The sequence below is a fragment of the Streptomyces sp. NPDC058683 genome (assembly GCF_042716195.1).
Lineage (GTDB): Bacteria > Actinomycetota > Actinomycetes > Streptomycetales > Streptomycetaceae > Streptomyces.
Genome location: NZ_JBHXSK010000036.1, coordinates 76,409 through 97,911, shown reverse-complemented (window position 1 = coordinate 97,911; position 21,503 = coordinate 76,409). Strand labels below are relative to the sequence as shown.

Here is a 21,503-nt window from a genome sequence, read left to right as displayed (position 1 = left end):
AACGAAACAACATGGGTATTGAAGGATCGTTGAACGATCCTCTACGGTGCTCAGCACGCTCACCCTGGCACGGCACGGCACCGCACCGCTCAGTCCCCGCACCCTCCGTCCCCCCTTCATGCTTCTGCGAGGTGCCCATGAGCACGACTCCTCCACCGCAGGCCCTGACCTCCGACGCGCACCCGGGCAAGGGTGAACGCACCGTCGAGGACGGCGCGTTCGGCTGGCTGCGCGCCCTCGGTCCGCGCGGCCGGCACGCGTTCGCCGGTGCTTTCGGTGGATACGCGCTGGATTCCTACGACTACTTCACCCTGCCGCTGAGCATGGTCGCGCTCGCGGCGTACTTCGGCCTGGACAGCGGCCAGACCGGCCTGTTCACCACCGTCACGCTGGTGGTCTCCGCGGTCGGCGGCGCCGCCGCGGGCGTGGTCGCGGACCGGGTCGGCCGGGTCCGCGCCCTGATGATCACGGTCCTCACCTACGCCGTCTTCACGGTGGCCTGCGGCTTCGCACCCAACTACGAGACGCTGCTGGTGTTCCGCGCCCTCCAGGGCCTCGGCTTCGGCGGCGAGTGGGCGGTCGGCGCGATCCTGGTCGCCGAGTACACGAGCGCCCGGCACCGCGGCCGCACGCTCGGCGCGATCCAGAGCTCCTGGGCCGTCGGCTGGGCACTCGCCGTGATCGTCTACACGCTGGTCTTCTCGTACGTCGGCGACGACCTGGCCTGGCGGGTCATGTTCTGGACCGGCGCCCTGCCCGCGCTGCTCGTGGTGTGGCTGCGCCGCCGGGTGCACGACGCTCCGCAGGCGGTCGCGGTACGTGAACAGAGCCCGGGGCGCGGCTCGTTCGCCGCGATCTTCCGTCCGGGTACGGCCGAAGCGCCGGGTCTGCTGCGCACCACGGTCTTCGCGGGCCTGCTCTCCACGGGTGTCCAGGGCGGCTACTACACGCTGGCCACCTGGATCCCCACGTATCTGAAGTCCGAGCGCGGACTGTCGGTCGTCGGCACCGGCGGTTATCTGACCTTCCTGATCTCGGGGGCCTTCCTCGGGTATCTGACCGGCGGTTATCTCACCGACCGGCTGGGCCGGCGCCGCAACATCTGGCTGTTCGCGCTGCTGTCGGCGGTCTGTGTGCTGGCGTACGCGAACATCCCGGACGGCGCCAACACCACGCTCCTGGTGCTCGGTTTCCCCCTCGGCTTCTGCATGTCGGCGATCTTCAGCGGCTTCGGTTCGTATCTGAGCGAGCTGTATCCGACGGCGGTGCGCGGCACCGGGCAGGGCTTCACGTACAACGCGGGCCGCGCGGTGGGCGCGGTCTTCCCGACCCTGGTGGGCTTCCTGGCCGACAGCTGGGGCGTGGGCGGCGCGCTGGTCTTCGGCGCGGCCGGGTACGGGCTCGCCGCCCTGGCCCTGTTCGGGCTGCCGGAGACGCGCGGGAAGGAACTGGCGTGAACCGTACCGAAGACCGCCCTGTCGCCCTGACCGACGAGCACGCGCACGCGTGGAGCCCGAAAACCGCCCGGGCCCGCTTCCGGGAGGGCCTCACGGGCGCCACGGCCGGGGTCGCGGCCGGCCACACCCAGGCCAACCTGGTCTCGGTGCCCGCCGACTGGGCGTACGAGATGCTGCTGTTCTGCCAGCGCAACCCCAAGCCCTGCCCGGTGCTCGACGTCACCGACGCCGGCGCCACGGACACCGTGCTCGCGGACGGCGCGGACCTGCGCACCGACCTGCCGCGCTACCGGGTCTGGCGGGACGGGGAGTTGGTGGACGAGCCGACGGACGCGAGAGACTACTGGCGGGACGATCTGGTGTCGTTCCTGCTCGGGTGCAGCTTCACCTTCGAGTGGGCGCTGGCCGAGGCGGGTGTGCCCATCCGCCATGTCGAGCAGGGCCGGAACGTGCCGATGTACGTGACCAGCCGCCCGTGCCGTCCGGCGGGGCGGCTGAGCGGACCGCTGGTGGTCTCGATGCGCCCGGTCCCGCCGGAGCGTCTGTCGGCCGCGATCCAGGAGAGCAGTCGGCTCCCGGCGGTGCACGGCGGCCCCGTGCACTGCGGCGATCCCTCGGCGCTCGGCATCGCCGATCTCGGCCGCCCCGACTTCGGCGACCCGGTGGACGCCGGCCCCGACGACATCCCGGTGTTCTGGGCCTGCGGGGTGACCCCGCAGGCGGTGGTGACGGCCTCCCGGCCTCCGTTCGCCATCACGCACGCACCGGGCCAGATGTTCATCACCGACGCCCGCGACGAGCAGTACCGCGTCGCCTGACACGAGAGACACCGGATCCATGACCTCGATCGACCTGAACGCCGACCTCGGCGAGGGCTTCGGCCGCTGGCGGCTCACCGATGACGAGCAGTTGCTGTCCGTCGTCACCAGCGCCAACGTGGCCTGCGGCTTCCACGCGGGGGACGCGGCCACCATGCGGCGGGTGTGCGAGCTGGCGGCCGGGCGCAGGGTGACGATCGGCGCCCAGGTGTCCTACCGGGACCTGGCGGGGTTCGGACGGCGCGCGATGGACGTGCCGTCCGGCGAACTGGCGGCCGAAGTGGCCTACCAGATCGGTGCCCTTGAGGTCTTCGCTCGCGCGGCGGGCGCGCGTGTGGCGTACGTGAAGCCGCACGGCGCGCTCTACAACCGGGTCGTGCACGACGAGGAGCAGGCCGCCGCGGTGGTCGACGGCGTGCTCCTCGCGGACGCCTCGCTGCCCGTCCTCGGGCTGCCCGGTTCACGGCTGCTGGAGCTGGCCCGGAAGGCGGGGCTGCCGGCCGTCACGGAGGCGTTCGCGGACCGCGCGTACACTGACGAAGGCACGCTCGTCCCGCGCGGGCGTGAGGGTGCGGTGGTGAGCGATCCGGAGGCGGTCGTGGCGCGCTCGGTGGAGCTGGCGCGCTCCGGCGCGGTCACCGCACACTCCGGCGCGCGCATCGCCGTGCGCGCCCGCTCACTCTGCCTGCACGGCGACACCCCGGGCGCCGTGGAGCTGGCGCGCAGGGTGCGCACGCGGCTCACGGAGGCGGGCGTGACCGTAGCGGCCTTCGCATGAGCACCGACATGAACGCGAGCATGAACACAAGCACGAGCACGAGCACGCGCACGAACACGCGCACGAACACGCGCACACGCACGGACACAAGCCCCACCATGAACACGAGCCCGGAGACCGAGGCCGCCGCGCCCATGACCACCCATCTCGTCGGTGACGACGCCCTCCTGGTCGAGGTCGGCTCCGGCGCGGCGGCCCAGGCCCTGCACGCCGAGTTGTCGCGGCGGCGCGCGGAGGGCTCGCTGAGGGTCCGCGAGATCGTGCCGGCCGCCCGCACGGTCCTGCTCGACGGTCTCGACGACCCGGCCCGCTGGGCCGCCGAACTGGCCGCCGCGGAGATCCCGCCCACTCCGCCACGCGCGCGTGCGGCGATCGAGCTGCCCGTGCGCTACGACGGCCCGGACCTGGCCGAGGTCGCCGCACACTGGGGGGTGCCCGAGCGGGAGGTGGCCCGCATCCACGCGGGAACCGAGTTCACGGTCGCCTTCTGCGGTTTCGCGCCCGGCTTCGGCTACCTCACCGGACTGCCCGCCCGCTACGACGTGCCGCGCCGCGCCACTCCGCGCACGGCGGTGCCCGCGGGCGCGGTGGCACTGGCCGGGCCGTACACGGGCGTGTACCCGCGCTCCTCGCCGGGCGGCTGGCAGTTGATCGGGACGACGGAGGCGGTGCTGTGGGACCACGCGCGGGTGCCGGCCGCGCTGCTGACGCCGGGTGCGCGCGTGCGGTTCGTGCCGGTGGGGGGCGTATGACCGACCGTGCGCTCGTCGTCGTACGGGCCGGGGCGCTGACCACCGTGCAGGACCGCGGACGTCCGGGGTTCGCGCATCTCGGGGTACCCCGCTCGGGGGCGCTGGACGCGCCCGCCGCGGAGCTCGTCAACCGGCTGGTCGGCAACTCCCCCGATGCGGCCGTCCTGGAGACGACCCTCAACGGGTGTGCCGTGCGGCCGCGTTCGACGGTGGTGGTCGCGGTCGGGGGTGCGCCGGGTCCGGTCGCGGTGGGCGGGCGCCCGGCCGCGTGGGGCGCGCCCGTGGTGGTTCCGGCCGGGGAGCTGCTGGAAGTGGGAGCGGCCCGGTCCGGCGTACGGAGTTATGTGGCCGTCTGCGGTGGGATCGCCGTCGAGCCGGTGCTGGGCAGCCGGGCCACGGATCTGCTCTCCGGGCTCGGGCCGGCCCCGCTGGCGGACGGCACGGTGCTGCCACTGGGCACTCCGGTGGGCCCGCACGCGCGCGTGGACGTCGTACCGCAGCCGTCCCCGCCCACGGAGCTCGTGCTGCGGGTGACGCTCGGCCCGCGCGCCGGCTGGTTCACGCCCGCGGCCGTCCGGGCGTTCACCTCGCGCGCGTACCGCGTGTCGTCGGCGAGCAACCGCATCGGGCTGCGCACGGAAGGGCCCGCCCTGGAGCGGGCCCGTCCCGGTGAACTCCCCAGCGAGGGCATGGTCCTCGGCGCCGTCCAGGTGCCGCCGGACGGGTGTCCGGTGGTGTTCCTGGCCGACCATCCGACCACCGGCGGCTATCCGGTGATCGCGGTGGTCCGCGCCGCCGACCTCCCGGCGGCGGCCCAGGCGGTCCCGGGCATCCCGGTCCGCTTCGTGGCCGTACGCCGTCGCTGAACCGCCGTGCCGGCCTCGTCCGGCACCGCCGCGCCACCTCCGGCGCCGTCGTCCGCGCGTGACGTCATCGTCCTCACGCGGCGTCGGCGGGCCGCTCCGGCGACTGGAGGGCGGCCAGCGCGGCGGAGACGGCGGCCGACGCGCTCAGGTCCAGGCGGGCGCTGGTGCCCTTCCGGCGGTGCCGCATCTCGTCGATGGCCAGCCGCATCAGCTGGGGCAACAGGTCACGGCAGCGCCTGATCACCCATGCGGTGCCGGCGGTGGCCAGCCAGAACAGGCTCGCCTTCTTGGTCGGCGGCGGGAACTCGGGCTCGGAGGACGGCGCCGTACCCGTCGCCATACCCAGCGGCGCGAGCAGGGCGTGGAAGCGGACGGCGAGCTGCCGGTGCCCACGCTCCCCCGGGTGCAGCCGGTCCGCGCTCCACATCTCGCGGTCGGTGAGCCAGGCACCCTCCGCCGCGTGCAGATGGACGGCCCCGTACCGCTCGGACAGGGCGTGCACCACCATGTTGACCGCACGCCCCCGGCGGGCCAGCGGGCGGGACAGGGCGCCCGGGAGCCCCCACATCGAGCCGGGGTCGGGCAGGCACGCAGTGAGCAGGGTCGCGCCCTGCGCGGTCAGGGACGCGTAGACCTTGTCGAGCCGTTCGGCCACCGCGTGGATGTCGAACGTGCAGCGCAGGGTGTCGTTGACACCGATGACGACGGCGACGATGTCGGGGCGCAGGTCCAGTGCGGCCGGGGTCTGGCGTTCCAGCACGTCCCGGGTCTGCGCCCCGCTGACCGCGAGGTTGGTGAAGTCCACGTCCTTCGCGGCGAGTCCGCCGGCCAGCAGCGCGGCCCAGCCGCGCCACCCGTCGCCGGCGGGGTCGCCCACGCCCTCGGTCAGCGAGTCCCCCAGCGCCACGAACCGAACTGCTCTCATGCCACGCCCTCCGGCACGACACGACGGATCGGTTCCGTCGTTCCGTTCTCGTCGCGACGGCACAGCACCGGCGCGTCGTGCGCGGCGAGGAAGGCCTCCACGGCCGTTCCCCAGCCGAAGCACTCCGCCCGCGCGCGTGCCGCGTCCCTGCGCTCGGGACCGGGCCGCTCCAGGAGCATCTCCACGGCGTCGGCGAAGGCCTCGCCGCGGTCGGCGGCGGTGGCCCCCGCGGAGCCGATCACCTCGGGCAGCGCGGAGGATGCGCTGGCGACCACGGGCGTCCCGCAGGCCATGGCCTCCAGGGCGGCGAGCCCGAAGGTCTCGGCGGGGCCGGGCGCCATGGCCACGTCGGCGGACGCCTGCAGCGCGCCCAGGGTGTCCCGGTCGGAGACGTGCCCCAGGAAGGTCACCGGCAGCCTGCGCTCCCGCGCGCGCTGTTCCAGCCGCGCCCGCAGCGGCCCGTCGCCGGCGACGACCAGGATCACCCGGCGGCCGCGCCGGACCAGCGCCTCCACGGCGTCGAGGGCGGTGCCGGGCCGCTTCTCCACGGACAGCCGCGAGCACATGACAAGCAGTGCCTCGTCCTCGCCGGCGTACCGCGCCCGCAGGTCGAGGTCGCGCATCGAGGGGTGGCGGCCCGTCAGGTCGACGCCCAGGGGGGCGCGTACGACGTTGCGCGCGCCGATGCGGATGAACTCGCGCTCGGCGAACTCGGTGGTGCACACCACGCGCGCGTAGGTGTGCGCCGTACGGATGTTGAGGGCGTCGGCGGTGCGCCGGGACATGTTCTCCGACATGCCCCAGGTGCGCAGGACACCGTCGGCGGTCTCGTGGGAGACCATCACGGCGGGTATCCGGGCGCGCCGGGCCCAGCGGCCGGTCCAGCGCAGGGTGGTGCGGTCCGACACCTCCAGGCGGTCCGGGGCGAGGTGCTCCAGGAGGGTCTGCACACGTGTCTTGTCGACGAGGACGCGGTAGCCGCCGGTGCCGGGCAGCACCGGGCCGGGCAGGGTGATGACCCGGCCCTGCTCCTCGACCCGGTCCGAGTAGCGCTCGCCGGGCACGATCAGGACCGATTCGTGGCCGGCGGCCACGAAGCCCTTCCCGAGTTCGCGCAGGGCGGTGCGCAGGCCGCCGGAGGAGGGCGCGACGAAGTTGGCCAGCCGGACGATGCGCAGGGGTGCTGACGACGAGACGCTCATGCCGCCACCACCGGCCGGCGTGCCGCGAGCACGTCCTCGTAGTGCTGGATCAGCTGGTCGCCGACCGCGGCCCAGGTGCGGCCCTCGACGGTCGCGCGGGCGGCGGCGCCGAAGCCGGCCCGCATCGCGGGGTCGGCCACCAGGGAGGCCACGGCCTCGCGGACGGCGCCCGCGTCGCGCGGCGGGACCAGGAACCCGGTGCGGCCGTGGTCGACCAGGTCGATCGGACCGCCGGCGGCGGGCGCGACGACCGGGACACCGCTGGCCATGGCCTCCTGGACGGTCTGGCAGAACGTCTCGAAGGGGCCGGTGTGGGCGAAGACGTCGAACGAGGCGAAGATCCGGGCGAGGTCGGTGCCGGTGCGGCGGCCGAGGAAGACCGCGCCGGGCAGCGCCTCGGCGAGGTGGGCCTGGCTCGGCCCGTCGCCCACGATCACGACCTTGACGCCTTCCAGGCCGCAGACCCCGGCGAGGAGTTCGACCTGCTTCTCGGGGGCGAGGCGGCCGACGTAGCCGACGATGACCTCGCCGTTCGGGGCGATCTCGCGGCGCAGTGCCTCGTCGCGGAACTCGGGACGGAAGCGGACGGTGTCCACGCCACGCTGCCACAGCTGGATCCGGGGAACCCCGTGCGACTCCAGGTCGCTGATCGATGCGGTGGACGGAGCGAGGGTGCGGTCGGCGGCGCCATGGACGGACCGTATCCGCCGCCAGGCGGCCGCCTCGCCGGCGCCCACGTAGGTCCGGGCATATCCGGCCAGGTCGGTCTGGTAGACGGCGACGGCGGGGATACCGAGCCGGGCGGCGGCGGCCATGCCGCGGACGCCGAGGATGAAGGGGCTGGCCAGGTGGACGACGTCCGTGCGGTGCTCGATCAGTGCGGCGGCGAGCTTGCGGCTGGGGAGAGCCACGCGGACCTGGGGATAGCCCGGGAGCGGAAGGGAGGGGACGTGGACGACAGGGCACGGCGCGGCGGCCGCGGCGAGCCTGTTTCCGGGGGCGGGAGCCGGAGCGACGACGAGGGGAGCGTGACCGCGGTCGACGAGGTGTCGGGCGGTCTGGAGCGCGCAGTGGGCCACGCCGTTCACATCGGGGGGAAAGGATTCGGTCACGATGACGACACGCATACCCGTGTTGTCGCCGCGCTGGACGTGGCCGCGTCAAAGTGGATCTTTCCGAATGTTAAACGTCCCATGAGCGTTGCCCTGCACACCCGAGCGGGCCAGCCGGCGTCCATATCCGGCTGGTCTGCCGGTCACCGGTTGTTCACTCAGCGGGCAGACTTCCGCGAATGGAACGTATGCGGGATCCCCCGTGGTTCCCGAGTTGACGCCGTGGTCCCCCGTGGCGATGTCTCACACGGCGGGGGTGTCCGGTCCGATACGGCTGCGGACGGCGGTCTGGACCTCGTCCTCCTCGGCGGGGTCGGCGGCGAGCCGGCGGAGTTGTTCGACGACCCGGGCGTCACCGGTCTCGGCGTGCCGGGCGGCGATCTCGCGGGTGGTCTCCTCGCAGTCCCACAGGCATTCGACGGCGAAGCCGGTGGCGAAGGAGGGATCGGTGGCGGCCAGGGCGCGGGCGGCGCGGCCGCGGAGATGGGACGAGGCGGTCTCGCGGTAGACGTGCCGCAGGACGGGCGCGGCGCAGGCGATGCCGAGGCGTCCGGTGCCGTCGACGAGGGTCCACAGGGTCGGTGCGTCGGGGCCTTCGCCGCGTACGGCTTCCCGCAGGGCGGCGAGGACCAGTTCGCTGTCCTGGGCGCCGCCCCGGCAGGCGAGCATCCGTCCGGCGGCGGCGCCTAGGGCGTCGGGCCGGCGGGCCCAGCCGCGGGCGCGGTCGACGGCGGCGATACTGCGCATGCGTTCGAAGGCGTCGACCGCGGCCTCCACGACGGCGGCGGTGCCGTCGATCACCGCGACCTCGATCAGGCTCAGCGCGTCGGGGTCGTTGCTGTCGGCGAGGTAGCGCAACGCGGTGCAGCGGGCCCCGTCGGTGCCGTCCTTGGCCGCCTGGACGATCTCCGGCCGGTCCTCGGGCCCGGCCACGGCGACCAGGCAGCGGGCGGCCGGCACATGGAGGGCCGCACCCCGCTCGACGCCCTGCTGGGCCCACTCGAAGACCGCACGCACGCTCCACCCCGGACGGGGCCCGGTAGGTCGCATCTGGCGCTGCCAGCGGTCGAAACAGCCGGTTTCCTGTGCGGCACGCACGCGCGTGGCGATCGATTCGCGGGGATCATCGGCCCACAGCCGCCAGGGCCGTGGTTCGAAGGCGTCCCGTACGGCGGCGGCCAGCTCGGCCTCGCCCTCGGCGTCCGTGGTGAAGCGCGCGAGCACCGGGGCGGCGAGGGCGCACAGGCCGGCGTCGTCGTCGCGCAGCGCCAGCTCGTCCAGGGCCCAGGCCCAGTTGGTGCCGATGGCGGCGTACCTGCGCAGCAGTTCGAGCGCGTCCCGCCTGCCGTAGGAGGCGAGGTGCCCGAGCACGGCCAGCGCGAGGCCGGTGCGGGACTCCTCGGAGTCGAGGACGTCGTCGGGGTCGAAGAGATGCGCCTCGATGGCGTCCAGCTCGCCGTTCAGGTCGAGATAGAGGCGGGCGTAGTAGAGGGAGCGGTTCTCCACCTGCCAGTCGTGGCGGGGGTCGCGGAGCACGCAGTGGTTCAGTGCCGCGAGCGCTTCGGCGCGCGGGGCGGTGAGCGCGTGCAGCGTGCCGTCGCCACGGCCCCGCTGGAGCAGGCCGAGCAGCGTACCGCTGGGCGCTATGACCGGATCGAACATGGGAAACAGCCTCACATCAAGCGTCGACGCAACCGGAGAACACGCACTACCTGGCCGCGTGACACAACGTCGGAGCGCCCGCCGTCTCTTGCTTGCTGTAGACCATTTCTCTCTGCCTCTCGTCAGTGGCCCATGCGGGCCGATCACGGCCCGCGCGGTGCGGCAACACCTGCCCAGCCATCGCGTCCGTGAATCACGACGTCATGATGACTCGGCACTTCGACCTGCCGCGACCGAAATTTCGGCGGCCCTGTACCGCCTCCCCCGTTTTGTGTGTTTTCGCTGGTCGGAAGGGATGGTTCAGTGGATGCCGAACAATTCGAGAAGTTCCGCCTTGCCGAACATCCGCGCGGTGTCGACGGCCGACGGAGTGCCCGCCGCGGGATCCGCGCCGGCCTCCACGAGCGCCTTGATGACCTCTGTCTCGCCCTTGAAGACCGCTCCGGCGAGCGGGGTCTGACCTCTGTCGTTGATCCGGTCCGCCTCGGCACCCCGGGCGAGCAGCTCGCGCACCGCGTCGGCGTGTCCGTGGTAGGCCGCGAGCATCACGAGGGAGTCACCGCGGTCGTTGGTGAGGTTGGCCGGAACGCCCGCGTCGAGGTACGCCACGAGCGCATCGGTCCGCCCCTGCCGGGCCAGATCGAAGATCTTGGTCGCCAGCTCCACGACCTCGGGGTCGGGGGCTTCGCTCATCGAACGGACCGCCTCTCCTGTGTACTGCGGGGACTTCCGGGGACGGGGGGAGCGTACGGCAACGGGCGGGCCGCGCGGCCGTACGAGTGAATCGCCAGCGTACTGGCTTCAGGGTGCACATGACCGGAACTGTCCGAGGTAAAGATCCCCGCAGTTCCGCCGGACGGTCACCCGGACCCCACCGGACACCGCCCGACCTGGTCGGCAACGGTCAAGAACGATCCGCCGATCGAGTGAAATCAACCGAAATTCACTCATTTGCACCTTTAATAGTATGGATACCTGCTGTGATGCTGGAAGAACTCATGGTGACTGTCCCCCCTCGACACCAGGAGATCTCAAATGATCCTCTCCATCTCAGGCGTCATCGTGCTCGGCATCATCGTCTTCCTCTTCTTCCGCAAGGACGGACTGAAGCCGTCGCACGCCACGGTCTCGGCGCTCTTCGGCTTCTATCTCGCCAGCACGGCCATCGCACCGAGCATCAAGGCCGGCGGCGAGAGCCTCGCGAGCCTGCTCGGCGGCATCAAGTTCTGACGCCCCTCCCGTCCCTACGCACCTCGAGGAGACAGCAGTGGCCCGGCGCCCTCTCCCCCGCATTCTGAGCAACGGCACCGCGCAGCTCGCCCGGAGCCGGGAGCTGGCCCGGACGGCTGCCGACAGCGCCACCGACGTCCTCCATCCGCTCATCACCGTCACGCGCGGACTGCGCCGGCTGGCCTCGGCCGGGCGGCACAGGTGGACGGAGACACCGAAGGACAAGCGTGGGTCGCTGCTGTTCCTGGTGGCCTCGGTCGTCCTGGTCGTGGCCCTGGTGCCGTACGGACCCCTGCTCGCCGTCATCACCCTGATGGCGGCGAGCGCCTGGCACGGCCGCGACGGCACCCCGCCCCCGCCGGAGGGCCCCGACGAGTCGCAGACCCAGCGGCTCCAGTCCCTGTACGAGGCCCTGGTGCCGTACTTCTCGGCCGCCGAGGACCCGGCGCCGCTGTACGCGCACGGCGGGGAGTGGGAGAAGGCCTTCCTCACCCACGAGTTCGACGACGCCGGCCGCGTCAGCCAGCTCATGATCCGCTACCCCGCGTACTTCCCGGACGGCGAGCCCGAGGCCCGCGCCCGAATCGAGTACCTGCTCACCGCGAAGTCCGGGCGCGGCCGCGAGTACCACTTCGCCTGGGACGAGGAGGGCAACCGGCTCACGGTGACGGTCCTCGCTCCGCTGCCCACCGACATCGCCGCCCAGCGCTTCGTCACCGCGCCGGGCGAGACGGTCCTGGGCTTCACCGACCCCACCGAGGTCCAGCGCACGCTCCCGCTCGCCTACGGCGAGGAGCAGCGGGACGTCCCGCCGGTCGTCTGGCGCACCGGCGCCCGCTCCACCGAACCCCATCTGCTGGTCATGGGCCGCCCCGGCAGCGGCACCTCGACCCTGCTGCGCTCCGTCGCGCTGCAGGCCCTCCAGTACGGCGACCTGCTCATCCTCGAGGGCGGCGGCACCGGCGAGTACGCGTGCCTCTCCGGCCGGGACGGGGTCCTCGCCGTGGAGTGCGGTCTCGCCGGGGCGCTGGCCGGCCTCGAATGGGCCGCGCACGAGACGGAACGGCGGCTCGTCGCCCTCAACCGTGCACGGCAGGCCGGCCATCCGCCGCCGGACGACTGCCGGCGCCCGCTGTGGATCCTGCTGGACCGTCCCGGCTCCTTCGTCCATCTGGCCTCGGCGAACGGCCACAAGGACCCGGGGACCCTCCTCCAGACCCCCCTCCGGCACGGCCGCGCGGCGAACGTCACCGTGGTGGTCGCCGAGCACCTCGACAGCACGGATGCGGTGAGCGAGGCGCTACGGCGGCACACGCGCGCGCGTGTCGTGCTCGGGCCGGCGCTGCCGGACGAGCTGGAGGCGGCACTGGGGGCGCCGCCGCACACGACGCCGTTGGCGCACATGCCGCCCGGCCGGGGCTATGCCCGGCTGGGCGACGGCCCGGTGCTGCGGCTCCAGGTGCCGGCCACGCCGGACCCGTACGACGACGCGACGAGCGACGCGGACCGGCAGGCGGTACTGGAGCTGCTGCCGCCACGGAGCGAGCCGACGGAGCAGCCGGTGCCGATGGAGGCGGCGGTCGCCGAGGGCTGAGGCAGCCGGTGGTCGTTCGGCTGCGGGTGGGCGGGGGCTGGCCGCGCAGTTCCCCGCGCCCCTCAAGGGGACGCTGCAGTCGCGTCAGCCAGACAGCTGCGGCCCCGTGCCGGTAGGCGACCCGGCGCCTACGCCACGAACGTCCTCGGCGCCTCGCCCCCGCCGGACGCGCCGGCCTCCACCAACCGCGCCGCCGCGGCCAGCCGCCCCGCCGCCTCGTCGGCCACCGCTCCCCCCACCGTGAACGGCAGCCGCACATACCCCTCGAAGGCTCCGTCGACCCCGAAGCGCGGCCCCGAAGGGACCCGCACCCCCACCCGCTCCCCCGCCTCCGCCAGCCGCGAGCCGGACAGTCCGCCCGCCCGGACCCACAGCGTCAGTCCGCCCTGCGGCACCTCGAACTCCCAGGTCGGCAGCTCCCGCCGTAGCGCCGTCAGCAGGTCGTCCCGGTTCTGGCGGGCCTGGGCGCGGCGCAGCTCGACCGCCTGCTCCCAGCCCCCCGTGCCGAACAGCCAGTTCACCGCCAGCTGCTCCAGCACCGGCGTCCCCAGGTCGGCGTAGGCCCGCGCGGCGACCAGGCTGCGGATGACGTCGGGGGCCGCCCGCACCCAGCCGATGCGCATGCCCGCCCAGAACGCCTTGCTGGCGGAGCCGACCGTGACGACGGTCGAGCCCGCCGGGTCGAAGCCGCAGACCGGCCGGGGCATCTCCACCCCCTCGTCCAGCCACAGCTCGCTCATCGTCTCGTCGGCGACCAGCACCGTGCCCGCCGAGCGGGCCGCGTCGACCAGCCGGCGGCGCTGGTCCTCGTCGGCGAGTGCACCGGTGGGGTTGTGGAAGTCGGCGACGACGTACGCGATCCGGGGTGCCGCCTCCCGCAGGACCTGGCGCCAGCGGTCCATGTCCCAGCCCGTGAGGCCCTCCGCCATGGCCACGGGGACCAGCCGGGCGCCCGCCTCCCGCATCAGCTGGAGGATGTTGGCGTACGAGGGTGACTCGACGGCGATGCGCTCGCCCCGCCCGCCGAAGAGATGGCAGATCGCGTCGATGGCGCCCATCGCACCGGTGGTGACCATGATCTGCTCGGGCATCGTGGGGATCCCGCGCGCGGTGTAGCGCTCCGCGATCATCGCGCGGAGCACCGGGAGTCCGGCCGGGTAGTCGCCGTGCGTGTGGGCGTAGGGCGGGAGTTCCTCAAGGGCGCCCTGGACCGCGCGGGTCAGCCACGGTTCGGGCGCGGGCAGGGCGGCGCAGCCCAGGTCGATCAGCGAGCCGAGGGCCTCCGGCGGCAGCGGTTCGAGACCGCGGGCGGGCAGCGGGTTGCCCGCCGGGACGGCGGTCCAGCTGCCGGCGCCCCGCCGGGACTCCAGGAATCCCTCCGCGCGCAGCGCCTCGTACGCCGCCGCCACGGTCGTACGGCTGACGGACAGGGCGAGGGCCAGTTCGCGTTCGGCGGGCAGCCGGGCGGCGACCGGGACGCGCCCTTCGAGGACCAGCAGCCGGATCCCGTCGGCGAGCGCGCGGTAGGCGGGCGGACGCCGGGTGCCGGGGCCGGCCGGGCGGTCCTGCTGCGAGTTGAGCAGCCGGCCGAGCTGTGCGGCACCCACCGCCGAGGTCCACTGCGCCATGAGAATCAGTCCACCTTCCCCGAATTGGCCATGGATGGCATTTCCTCCCAAGCCACAGAGTGACACGAAGCAGTCCACCATCACCAGCAGGGGGTACCTCTTGTCCACGCGAGGCCGGCTCGGGCGACGGCTGATCCAGCTCTACGCGGGGCTCACGTTGTACGGCGTGAGTTCCGGGCTTCTCGTCGAGGCGGGCCTCGGCCTGGAGCCCTGGGGTGTGCTCCACCAGGGTCTGGCCGAGCACATCGGGCTGAGTATCGGCACGGTGTCGATCATCGTGGGCGCGGCCGTGCTGCTCCTGTGGATCCCGCTGCGCCAGCGCCCTGGCCTCGGCACGGTCTCCAACGTGTTCGTCATCGGCCTCGCCATGAACGCCACGCTCGCCGTCGTCCCCGGCGCACACGCGTTCGCCGTGCGGATACCGCTGATGGCGGCGGGGATCGTCCTCAATGGCGCGGCGACCGGGCTGTACATCGCGGCGAGCTTCGGACCGGGTCCCCGGGACGGTCTGATGACGGGGCTGCACCGGCGTACCGGACGGTCGATCCGGCTGATCCGCACGGCGATCGAGGTCGCGGTGGTCGTCACGGGGTTCGCGCTCGGCGGGACCATCGGCGTCGGGACCCTGCTCTACGCCGTCTCCATCGGGCCCCTCGCCCAGTCGTTCCTCAAGGTGTTCGCCGTTCCGGTGGCATCCCGAGGCAGCACGGTCGTTGCCAAGGGGTCATCGGAACAGGCCATACTTCGCCCGTGAGCACGTTGATACGCCACCCGTACCTGGACCACCCGGGCCCCATCCCCTTCGCCCACCGCGGCGGGGCCGCGGACGGCCTGGAGAACACCGTGGCGCAGTTCCGGCGCGCGGTCGAACTCGGCTACCGGTACATCGAGACCGATGTGCACGCCACGGCGGACGGCCGGCTCGTCGCCTTCCACGACGACACCCTGGACCGGGTCACCGACGGGGCGGGCCGGATCGGCGACCTGCCGTGGGAGGACGTACGGCACGCGCGCGTGGCGGGCCGCGAGCCGCTCCCCCTCTTCGAGGAACTCCTCGAGGAATTCCCGGACGTCCGCTGGAACGTGGACGCCAAGGCGGAGCCGGCGCTGCGGCCGCTGCTGGACCTGATCGACCGGACGGACTCCTACGACCGGGTGTGCGTCGGCTCGTTCTCGGAGGCGCGGGTGCTGCGGGCGCAGCGCATCGCGGGGCCGCGGCTGGCCACCTCGTTCGGTACCCGCGGTGTGGTCGGGCTGCGGCTGCGCTCCTGGGGGCTGCCCGCCTCGGTGCGCCGGTCGGCGGTGGCCGCACAGGTGCCCGAGTCGCAGTCGGGTGTCCCGGTCGTCGACCGGCGCTTCGTCCGCGCCGCCCACGCGCGCGGGCTGCACGTCCACGTGTGGACCATCAACGAACCCGAGCGGATGCACCGGCTCCTGGACCTGGGAGTCGATGGCATCATGACCGATCACATCGACACGTTGCGTGAGGTCATGCAGGACCGCGGCGTCTGGGTCTGAGGCGCGCGACGGCACTGCTGCGGGAAAGGCGAGGGCACGGGTGGGCACCGAAACCGTGCGGGCGGGGGCCTCGGACGAGGTCACCGAGCTGCGGCGCGAACAGCGCGGCTGGTACTTCTACGACTGGGCGTGCTCGGTCTACTCGACGAGTGTGCTCACCGTGTTCCTCGGCCCGTACCTCACGTCGGTCGCCGACCACGCGGCCGACGCGGACGGCTATGTGCACCCGCTCGGCATCCCGGTCCGGTCGGGCTCCTTCTTCGCCTACTCGGTCTCCCTGTCGGTGATCCTGGCGGTCGTGCTGATGCCCCTGGTGGGCAGCCTGGCCGACCGCACGGGCCGCAAGAAGCAGCTGCTCGGCGCGGCCGCGTACACCGGGGCCGTGGCGACCACGGGCATGTTCTTCCTCGACGGCGACCGCTATCTGCTCGGCGGGCTGCTGCTGATCGTGGCGAACGCGGCCCAGTCCGTCGCCCTGATGCTCTACAACTCCTACCTCCCCCAGATCGCCCCGCCCGAGGAACGCGACACGATCTCCTCCCGGGGCTGGGCCTTCGGCTACGCGGCCGGTTCGCTGGTGCTGATAGCCGACCTGGTCCTGTACACCGCGCACGACTCCTTCGGTCTCTCCGAGACGGAGGCGGTCCGCATCTGCCTGGCCGCGGCGGGTCTGTGGTGGGGGGCCTTCACCCTCGTACCGCTACGACGGCTGCGCGACCGGGGTGGCAGGGCCGCCGAGGCGACGGCGCCCGGGCTGCGTCAACTCACGGCGACCGTCCGGGACATGCGCCGTCATCCGCTGACGCTGTCCTTCCTGCTGGCGTACCTCGTCTACAACGACGGCATCCAGACCGTGATCTCCCAGGCGTCCGTCTACGGCTCCGAGGAGCTCGGCCTCGGCCAGTCGACGCTCATCGTGGCCGTCCTGCTGGTCCAGGTGCTGGCGGTGGCCGGCGCCCTGACGATGGGGCGGCTGGCGCGGACGTACGGGGCCAAGCGCACGATCCTCGGGTCGCTGGTGGCGTGGACGGTGACGCTGGCGGCCGGGTACTTCCTGCCGGCCAAGGCGCCGGTGTGGTTCTTCGTCCTGGCGGCCGGCATCGGCCTCGTCCTCGGCGGCAGCCAGGCGCTGTCCCGCTCCCTGTTCTCGCATCTCGTACCGCCCGGCAAAGAAGCCGAGTACTTCGCGGCGTACGAGATGAGCGATCGGGGGATGAGCTGGCTGGGACCTCTGTTGTTCGGGATCACCTTCCAGCTGACCGGAAGCTACCGCTCGGCGATCATCTCGCTGGTGGCCTTCTTCGTCATCGGGTTCGCGCTGCTGGCGCGGGTTCCGGTGCGGCGGGCCATCGGTGAGGCCGGCAACCCGGTTCCACAGAAGATCTAGCAGAAGATCCAGCGGGAAGATTTAGCGTTCAACGCGAAAGGGCGGTAGTGTACGCGTTTGGCCTGCCAGGCGTACCGTTACTGCGCGTCAAAGATACAGAAACGGTGGGTGACATCTGTTAGCAGATGTGACAAACCGGGCGCTGGTGGGTACAACAAGGGGCGGCTACGACGGCGACGCATGACCCGGAACGGGAATCTTTACCGCCGACCGGACGTTGACCGGATGACGACGACAGCGACACCTGTCCTGTGGGCGACAAGCCCGGGAGGCACGATTCATGAGTGAGCGAGCTCTTCGCGGTACGCGCCTCGTAGTGACCAGCTACGAGACGGACCGCGGTATCGACCTGGCTCCGCGCCAGGCCGTGGAGTACGCATGCGAGAAGGGGCACCGGTTCGAGATGCCCTTCTCGGTCGAGGCGGAGATCCCGCCGGAGTGGGAGTGCAAGGTCTGCGGGGCCCAGGCACTCCTCGTGGACGGCGACGGCCCTGAAGAGAAGAAGGCCAAGCCCGCGCGTACCCACTGGGACATGCTGATGGAGCGACGCACCCGTGAGGAACTCGAAGAGGTCCTCGAGGAGCGTCTGGCGGTTCTGCGCTCCGGCGCGATGAACATCGCGATTCATCCCAGGGACAGCCGTAAGTCCGCATAGTTCCGTATAACGGGAAGCCGACATAACCAAGCCGAGGGCGCCGTACGTTCACTGAACGTACGGCGCCCTCGGTTCTGGATGAGGTGACCGGCCCCTCTAGGAGTGCCGTCAGCTCGTCAGCGGCGGCCGCTCCCCCGTCGGCCGGTCGCCCGGCTCCGGACCGTCGTGCCGGATGATCACCTCGCCCTGGACCACCTTGCCGTCCGGGCGGTGCATGCGGGCCTGCTGGAAGGCGTCGCCCAGGGTGCCGGGGGCGGACGCGCGGAGTTTGCGGTCGAGGGTGCGCTCCGTGAGGCGGGAGACCGCCTTCTGGACCGGCGGCAGCAGGAGCAGCAGGCCGAGGGCGTCGGAGACCAGACCGGGGATCATGAGGAGCAGGCCGCCCAGCATCATCAGGCCGTTGCCACCGCCGCGCTCCGGTGAGCCGCCGCGCTGGATCGCCTCGTTGAGGCTCTGGAAGGCACGGCGCCCGGCCCGCTTGATGACCACGGCCCCGGCGACGAAGCCCGCCACCAGCAGCAGGAACACGGTCATGCCGCCCGCCGCGCCCGCGACCACCGTCAGCAGCCAGATCTCCAGCACCAGCCACGCGGCGATGCCCAGCGGCAGGTATCTGCCGAGCCGGGAACGCCGGGGCCGGGTGGTCTGCGGAGGGGTCTGCGCGCCAGTCGTCATGCTCCCAGTGTGCCTGGGCCCGGCTCAGTGCGGGATAAGGGGACGATCAACCGGAACTGTGAGGTTTCCGGGCCCCCGCTGTGACAGCGGTGCCCGCTGTACCGGCTAGGACGGCCTGCCCTTGCCGGTGATCTTGCCCACCCGCTCGGTGACGCCCCACGACGTGACCCGCCACAGGGCCTCCACCATGATGTCGCGGCTCATCTTGGAGTCGCCCAACTCACGCTCGACGAAGGTGATGGGCACCTCGACGACATGGAAGCCGGCTTTGATCGCCCGGCGGGCCAGGTCGACCTGGAAGCAGTAGCCCTGCGAGGCCACCTCGTCGAGCCCCAGGCCCTCCAGGGTCTCGCGGCGGAAGGCGCGGTAGCCGCCGGTGATGTCCCGCAGCGGGAGGTCGAGTGCGAGGCGGGAGTAGAGAGAACCGCCCCGGGAGATGAACTCGCGGGACTTGGGCCAGTTCACCACCCGGCCGCCGGGCACCCAGCGGGAGCCGAGCACCAGGTCGGCGCCCTTCAGCGCGGTCAGCAGGCGGGGCAGCTCCTCCGGCTGGTGGGAGCCGTCGGCGTCCATCTCGATGAGCACGCCGTAGCCGTTGTCCATGCCCCAGCGGAAGCCCGCGAGGTAGGCGGCGCCCAGGCCCTCCTTGCCCTTGCGGTGCAGCACCTGGACGTGGTCGTCCTCGGCGGCCAGTTCGTCGGCGAGCTTGCCGGTGCCGTCGGGGCTGTTGTCGTCCGCCACCAGAACGTGCGCCTCGGGGACGGCCTGGCGTACCCGGCCGACGATGGACTTGATGTTCTCCGCCTCGTTGTAGGTGGGAATGATCACCAAGGCCGTGCCGAGCGGACCGAACCGCCTCTCCTGGGCCTGTGCCGCGCGGGTCCCGTCGCCGTCGTTCACTGCTGCCCCTTCATGTCGTACGCAGGGGACCACCATAGTGGCCACGGCCTGCACTGACGTGACAGCTCGTTCGTGTGGTGGTGTCGATTCCGAAAGAACGGGGTAAGGATGCCCGTTTCGGGTGGCGTTCATCCGTGGTTTCGCCCGCCCGTTCGACTACGGATGGGGGCCCGGCGCCCTTCGGGCCGACCTGGGACCCGCTGGCTGCGGGTCGACCGAAAGCCGTTGTCTACTGAGCGTCCGGGCCCCACCCGGGTCACACCTCCCGACCGGCCGGAACGTTCCCTCGTCGGCGCGGGCGCTGAGCCTGGCTCCCAGTGACGGTGCCCCGGTGCGGCACACCGTCCCTGACCCAGCGGCGCTGCGACGAGTGCGCGAACTGCTCCCCGGTCGGGTGTCCGGTGGTGGACTCCGCCGAACCTACCGGCCCGCTGCCGCTGGCTGTCAACAGCCGTTTGACCTGCACAAACGACCTCAAACCGCTGGTCAGCGCGGAGGATGCGCAGGTCGCGCGACGGGGCGGCGGCCGTCGATCACGACCGCGCCACCCCGGGAGATCACTCGCCCGGCCGTACGAATGCGGCCGGGTCACTCGCCCGGTCGTACGAACACGGTCCGGCCGCCCACCACGGTGCGCAGACAGACCGGCAGCTCGCGGCCGGGGGTCAGATCGGGCAGGCCGGGAGTGCCCGAGCGCGGGTCGGTGGACCAGCGGGCGACCCGGTCGTCCGGGGCCTGGACCACCAGTTCCTCGGTGCGCCAGACCGCGTAGTCGGCGGGCGCGCCCGGTACCAGGACGCCCGCGTCGTCGCGGCCGATGGCCCGCCAGCCGCCCCGCGTGTGCGCGGTGAAGGCGGCGCGTACGGAGACCCGGTGTTCGGGCGTGTGGTGGAAGGCGGCGGCGCGGACGGTCCCCCAGGGGTCGAGCGGGGTGACCGGGCTGTCCGAACCGAAGGCGAGCGGGACCCCGGCCTTGAGGAGGGCCGCGTAGGGGTTGAGGGTGCGGGCCCGCTCGGCACCGAGCCGCTGGGCGTACATGCCCTCCGTGCCGCCCCACAGCGCGTCGAAGGCGGGCTGCACGGAGGCGATCAGACCGAACTCGGCGAAGGCGGCGATGTACTCGGGCGTGAGCATCTCGGCGTGCTCGACGCGGTGCCGGGCGGCGCGGACGCGGGCCGGGCCGACCTTCTCGGCGGCGGCACGCACGCCCTCGACGACGGCGCTCACGGCGGCGTCGCCGATGGCGTGGAAGCCCGCCTGGAGGCCGGCCTCGGTGCAGGAGGTGACATGGGCGGCGACGGCGGCCGCGTCCAGGTAGGCGGAGCCGGTGGTGTGGCCGGCGTCGGCGTAGGGCTCGTGCAGGCAGGCGGTGTGCGAGCCGAGGGCGCCGTCCACGAAGAGGTCACCGGCGGCGCCGAGCGCGCCCAGCTCCCGCGCCTTGTCGACGCCTTCGTCGGCCGCCTCCGCCCAGTAACCGACGACCCGGGGTCCACGCACCTCCGCGGCGAGCCGCAACAGGCCGGTGAAGTCGTCCTCGGAGGAGATCTTCGGCCCGCCGCACTCGTGGACGGTGCCGATGCCCAGGGAGGCCGCGTGGGCCAAGGCGGTGCGCTGGGCCTCGGCGCGCTGTGCGGGCGTCACGGCCGCGAACGCGGCGGCGCGTACGGCGTGGTGGGCGTCGCTGGTGAGCGGGGCGTCCTCCCGGGAGACCGCACCGGGGACCAGGTCCAGCAGGGCCGTGGTGACGACCGCCGAGTGGACGTCGATACGGGAGAGGTAGAGCGGGCGTCCACCGGTGGCCGCGTCCAGCTCGGCGCGGGTCGGCGGGCGGCCGCCGGACCAGCGGGAGGCGTCCCAGCCGTGCCCGAGCAGCACCTGGTCGTCCGGCCGGGCGGCGGCGAAGTCCCGTACCCGCGCGAGGGCCGCGTCCAGGGAAACGGCCCCGGACAGGTCGAGGCCGGTCAGGGCGAGACCCGTCGAGGTGGTGTGGACATGGGCGTCGGTGAAGGCGGGGGTCACCAGGGCGCCGTCCAGGTCCACGACCTCGTCGACCCCGTCCGCGAAGGCGTCGGCGGCCCCCTCGGACCCGACCCAGGCGACCTGTCCTCGCTCCACGACCATCGCGGTCGCGAACGGATCGGCGGGACTGTGGACCTCGCCTCGGCGGAGGAGGACGGTCTTGGGCTCGGATGCGCGCTCACTCATGAAGGACAGTTTCACCCCTGTCACCTACGCCTCTGGACAGGGGCGCCCGAAACGCGCCCCGCCAGGGGCGCGGGGAACTGCGCGACCAGCCCCCACCCACCCGCAGTCGACAACCGACCGCCAGCCCTACGACGCACCG

Annotated in this window: 20 protein-coding genes; 11 read left to right on the top strand and 9 right to left on the bottom strand. The window is 72.7% G+C overall.

The features are described from left to right. Positions 1–137 precede the first annotated feature (137 nt). The 5 genes from ACFWXC_RS34235 to ACFWXC_RS34215 all read left to right on the top strand — a co-directional run bounded on the left by ACFWXC_RS34235 (position 138) and on the right by ACFWXC_RS34215 (position 4,671). On the top strand, positions 138–1,457 hold the full coding sequence (locus ACFWXC_RS34235) for an MFS transporter (protein ID WP_384484747.1): 1,320 nt from the start codon (positions 138–140) through the stop codon (positions 1,455–1,457). Further along, a complete protein-coding gene (locus tag ACFWXC_RS34230) occupies positions 1,454–2,275 on the top strand; it encodes a putative hydro-lyase (RefSeq protein WP_384484745.1) in 822 nt (273 codons plus the stop codon). Before ACFWXC_RS34235 ends, ACFWXC_RS34230 begins: the two co-directional genes overlap by 4 nt. Positions 2,276–2,294: 19 nt before the next feature. Further along, positions 2,295–3,053 carry a LamB/YcsF family protein gene (locus tag ACFWXC_RS34225; RefSeq protein WP_384484743.1) on the top strand — a complete coding sequence of 253 codons (759 nt, stop codon included), beginning with the start codon at positions 2,295–2,297 and terminating at the stop codon, positions 3,051–3,053. A 134-nt stretch (positions 3,054–3,187) separates the two neighbouring features. Continuing rightward, positions 3,188–3,805, top strand: a complete 618-nt coding sequence (locus tag ACFWXC_RS34220) for an allophanate hydrolase subunit 1 (protein ID WP_384484801.1) — start codon at positions 3,188–3,190, stop codon at positions 3,803–3,805. Next, on the top strand, positions 3,802–4,671 hold the full coding sequence (locus ACFWXC_RS34215; protein ID WP_384484741.1) for a biotin-dependent carboxyltransferase family protein: 870 nt from the start codon (positions 3,802–3,804) through the stop codon (positions 4,669–4,671). Before ACFWXC_RS34220 ends, ACFWXC_RS34215 begins: the two co-directional genes overlap by 4 nt. A 73-nt stretch (positions 4,672–4,744) precedes the next feature. Here the strand turns inward: ACFWXC_RS34215 and ACFWXC_RS34210 are convergent, their stop codons facing one another. From ACFWXC_RS34210 to ACFWXC_RS34190, 5 genes are all read right to left on the bottom strand, one after another. Continuing rightward, positions 4,745–5,596, bottom strand: a complete 852-nt coding sequence (locus tag ACFWXC_RS34210) for an SGNH/GDSL hydrolase family protein (protein ID WP_384484739.1) — start codon at positions 5,594–5,596, stop codon at positions 4,745–4,747. Further along, the gene (locus ACFWXC_RS34205; RefSeq protein ID WP_384484737.1) at positions 5,593–6,798 is read right to left on the bottom strand and encodes a glycosyltransferase; all 1,206 of its coding nucleotides are present in this window, start codon (positions 6,796–6,798) and stop codon (positions 5,593–5,595) included. Before ACFWXC_RS34205 ends, ACFWXC_RS34210 begins: the two co-directional genes overlap by 4 nt. Further along, the gene (locus tag ACFWXC_RS34200; RefSeq protein WP_384484735.1) at positions 6,795–7,925 is read right to left on the bottom strand and encodes a glycosyltransferase family 4 protein; all 1,131 of its coding nucleotides are present in this window, start codon (positions 7,923–7,925) and stop codon (positions 6,795–6,797) included. Before ACFWXC_RS34200 ends, ACFWXC_RS34205 begins: the two co-directional genes overlap by 4 nt. 228 nt (positions 7,926–8,153) lie before the next feature. Beyond that, a complete protein-coding gene (locus ACFWXC_RS34195; protein ID WP_384484733.1) occupies positions 8,154–9,572 on the bottom strand; it encodes a HEAT repeat domain-containing protein in 1,419 nt (472 codons plus the stop codon). 300 nt (positions 9,573–9,872) lie between these two features. Beyond that, positions 9,873–10,265 carry an ankyrin repeat domain-containing protein gene (locus ACFWXC_RS34190; RefSeq protein WP_384484731.1) on the bottom strand — a complete coding sequence of 131 codons (393 nt, stop codon included), beginning with the start codon at positions 10,263–10,265 and terminating at the stop codon, positions 9,873–9,875. Between the two features lie 342 nt (positions 10,266–10,607). On the opposite strand from ACFWXC_RS34190, the gene ACFWXC_RS34185 reads away from it, so the two are divergent. Together ACFWXC_RS34185 and ACFWXC_RS34180 are read left to right on the top strand one after the other, a co-directional pair. Next, positions 10,608–10,802, top strand: a complete 195-nt coding sequence (locus tag ACFWXC_RS34185; RefSeq protein WP_046731976.1) for a hypothetical protein — start codon at positions 10,608–10,610, stop codon at positions 10,800–10,802. Between the two features lie 37 nt (positions 10,803–10,839). Then, on the top strand, positions 10,840–12,396 hold the full coding sequence (locus ACFWXC_RS34180; protein ID WP_384484728.1) for an ATP-binding protein: 1,557 nt from the start codon (positions 10,840–10,842) through the stop codon (positions 12,394–12,396). A gap of 128 nt (positions 12,397–12,524) precedes the next feature. On the opposite strand, the gene ACFWXC_RS34175 is transcribed toward ACFWXC_RS34180, so the two are convergent. Beyond that, on the bottom strand, positions 12,525–14,024 hold the full coding sequence (locus tag ACFWXC_RS34175) for a PLP-dependent aminotransferase family protein (protein WP_384484726.1): 1,500 nt from the start codon (positions 14,022–14,024) through the stop codon (positions 12,525–12,527). Positions 14,025–14,124: 100 nt separating this feature from the next. Here ACFWXC_RS34175 and ACFWXC_RS34170 point away from each other — a divergent pair, with 100 nt between their 5' ends. The 4 genes from ACFWXC_RS34170 (at position 14,125) to ACFWXC_RS34155 (ending at position 17,584) form a co-directional block, all read left to right on the top strand. Then, positions 14,125–14,778 (top strand): YitT family protein, encoded by a 654-nt coding sequence (locus ACFWXC_RS34170; protein WP_384484724.1) that lies wholly within the window; start codon positions 14,125–14,127, stop codon positions 14,776–14,778. Continuing rightward, on the top strand, positions 14,775–15,542 hold the full coding sequence (locus ACFWXC_RS34165) for a glycerophosphodiester phosphodiesterase (RefSeq protein ID WP_384484722.1): 768 nt from the start codon (positions 14,775–14,777) through the stop codon (positions 15,540–15,542). The genes ACFWXC_RS34170 and ACFWXC_RS34165 overlap by 4 nt, the downstream gene beginning before the upstream one ends. A gap of 40 nt (positions 15,543–15,582) precedes the next feature. Then, positions 15,583–16,929, top strand: a complete 1,347-nt coding sequence (locus tag ACFWXC_RS34160; protein WP_384484720.1) for an MFS transporter — start codon at positions 15,583–15,585, stop codon at positions 16,927–16,929. Between the two features lie 280 nt (positions 16,930–17,209). Next, positions 17,210–17,584, top strand: a complete 375-nt coding sequence (locus ACFWXC_RS34155; RefSeq protein ID WP_010046329.1) for an RNA polymerase-binding protein RbpA — start codon at positions 17,210–17,212, stop codon at positions 17,582–17,584. Positions 17,585–17,692: 108 nt separating this feature from the next. Here the strand turns inward: ACFWXC_RS34155 and fxsA are convergent, their stop codons facing one another. The 3 genes from fxsA to ACFWXC_RS34140 all read right to left on the bottom strand — a co-directional run bounded on the left by fxsA (position 17,693) and on the right by ACFWXC_RS34140 (position 21,364). Next, positions 17,693–18,259, bottom strand: coding sequence for an FxsA family membrane protein (gene fxsA / locus ACFWXC_RS34150; RefSeq protein ID WP_384484719.1), 567 nt, complete (start codon positions 18,257–18,259; stop codon positions 17,693–17,695). A 105-nt stretch (positions 18,260–18,364) separates the two neighbouring features. Then, positions 18,365–19,159: a polyprenol monophosphomannose synthase gene (locus ACFWXC_RS34145; RefSeq protein WP_384484718.1), complete on the bottom strand. Its 795-nt coding sequence runs from the start codon at positions 19,157–19,159 to the stop codon at positions 18,365–18,367. Positions 19,160–19,747: 588 nt separating this feature from the next. Further along, positions 19,748–21,364, bottom strand: a complete 1,617-nt coding sequence (locus tag ACFWXC_RS34140) for an amidohydrolase (RefSeq protein ID WP_384484716.1) — start codon at positions 21,362–21,364, stop codon at positions 19,748–19,750. Between the last annotated feature and the right edge of the window lie 139 nt (positions 21,365–21,503).

Coding starts and splice junctions, on each gene's coding strand:
- ACFWXC_RS34200 (WP_384484735.1), bottom strand. CDS start 7,925: ATGCGTGTCGTCATCGTGACCGAATCCTTTCCCCCCGATGTGAACGGC.
- fxsA (WP_384484719.1), bottom strand. CDS start 18,259: ATGACGACTGGCGCGCAGACCCCTCCGCAGACCACCCGGCCCCGGCGT.
- ACFWXC_RS34225 (WP_384484743.1), top strand. CDS start 2,295: ATGACCTCGATCGACCTGAACGCCGACCTCGGCGAGGGCTTCGGCCGC.
- ACFWXC_RS34215 (WP_384484741.1), top strand. CDS start 3,802: ATGACCGACCGTGCGCTCGTCGTCGTACGGGCCGGGGCGCTGACCACC.
- ACFWXC_RS34140 (WP_384484716.1), bottom strand. CDS start 21,364: ATGAGTGAGCGCGCATCCGAGCCCAAGACCGTCCTCCTCCGCCGAGGC.
- ACFWXC_RS34185 (WP_046731976.1), top strand. CDS start 10,608: ATGATCCTCTCCATCTCAGGCGTCATCGTGCTCGGCATCATCGTCTTC.
- ACFWXC_RS34205 (WP_384484737.1), bottom strand. CDS start 6,798: ATGAGCGTCTCGTCGTCAGCACCCCTGCGCATCGTCCGGCTGGCCAAC.
- ACFWXC_RS34190 (WP_384484731.1), bottom strand. CDS start 10,265: ATGAGCGAAGCCCCCGACCCCGAGGTCGTGGAGCTGGCGACCAAGATC.
- ACFWXC_RS34155 (WP_010046329.1), top strand. CDS start 17,210: ATGAGTGAGCGAGCTCTTCGCGGTACGCGCCTCGTAGTGACCAGCTAC.
- ACFWXC_RS34235 (WP_384484747.1), top strand. CDS start 138: ATGAGCACGACTCCTCCACCGCAGGCCCTGACCTCCGACGCGCACCCG.
- ACFWXC_RS34175 (WP_384484726.1), bottom strand. CDS start 14,024: ATGGCGCAGTGGACCTCGGCGGTGGGTGCCGCACAGCTCGGCCGGCTG.
- ACFWXC_RS34210 (WP_384484739.1), bottom strand. CDS start 5,596: ATGAGAGCAGTTCGGTTCGTGGCGCTGGGGGACTCGCTGACCGAGGGC.
- ACFWXC_RS34195 (WP_384484733.1), bottom strand. CDS start 9,572: ATGTTCGATCCGGTCATAGCGCCCAGCGGTACGCTGCTCGGCCTGCTC.
- ACFWXC_RS34220 (WP_384484801.1), top strand. CDS start 3,188: ATGACCACCCATCTCGTCGGTGACGACGCCCTCCTGGTCGAGGTCGGC.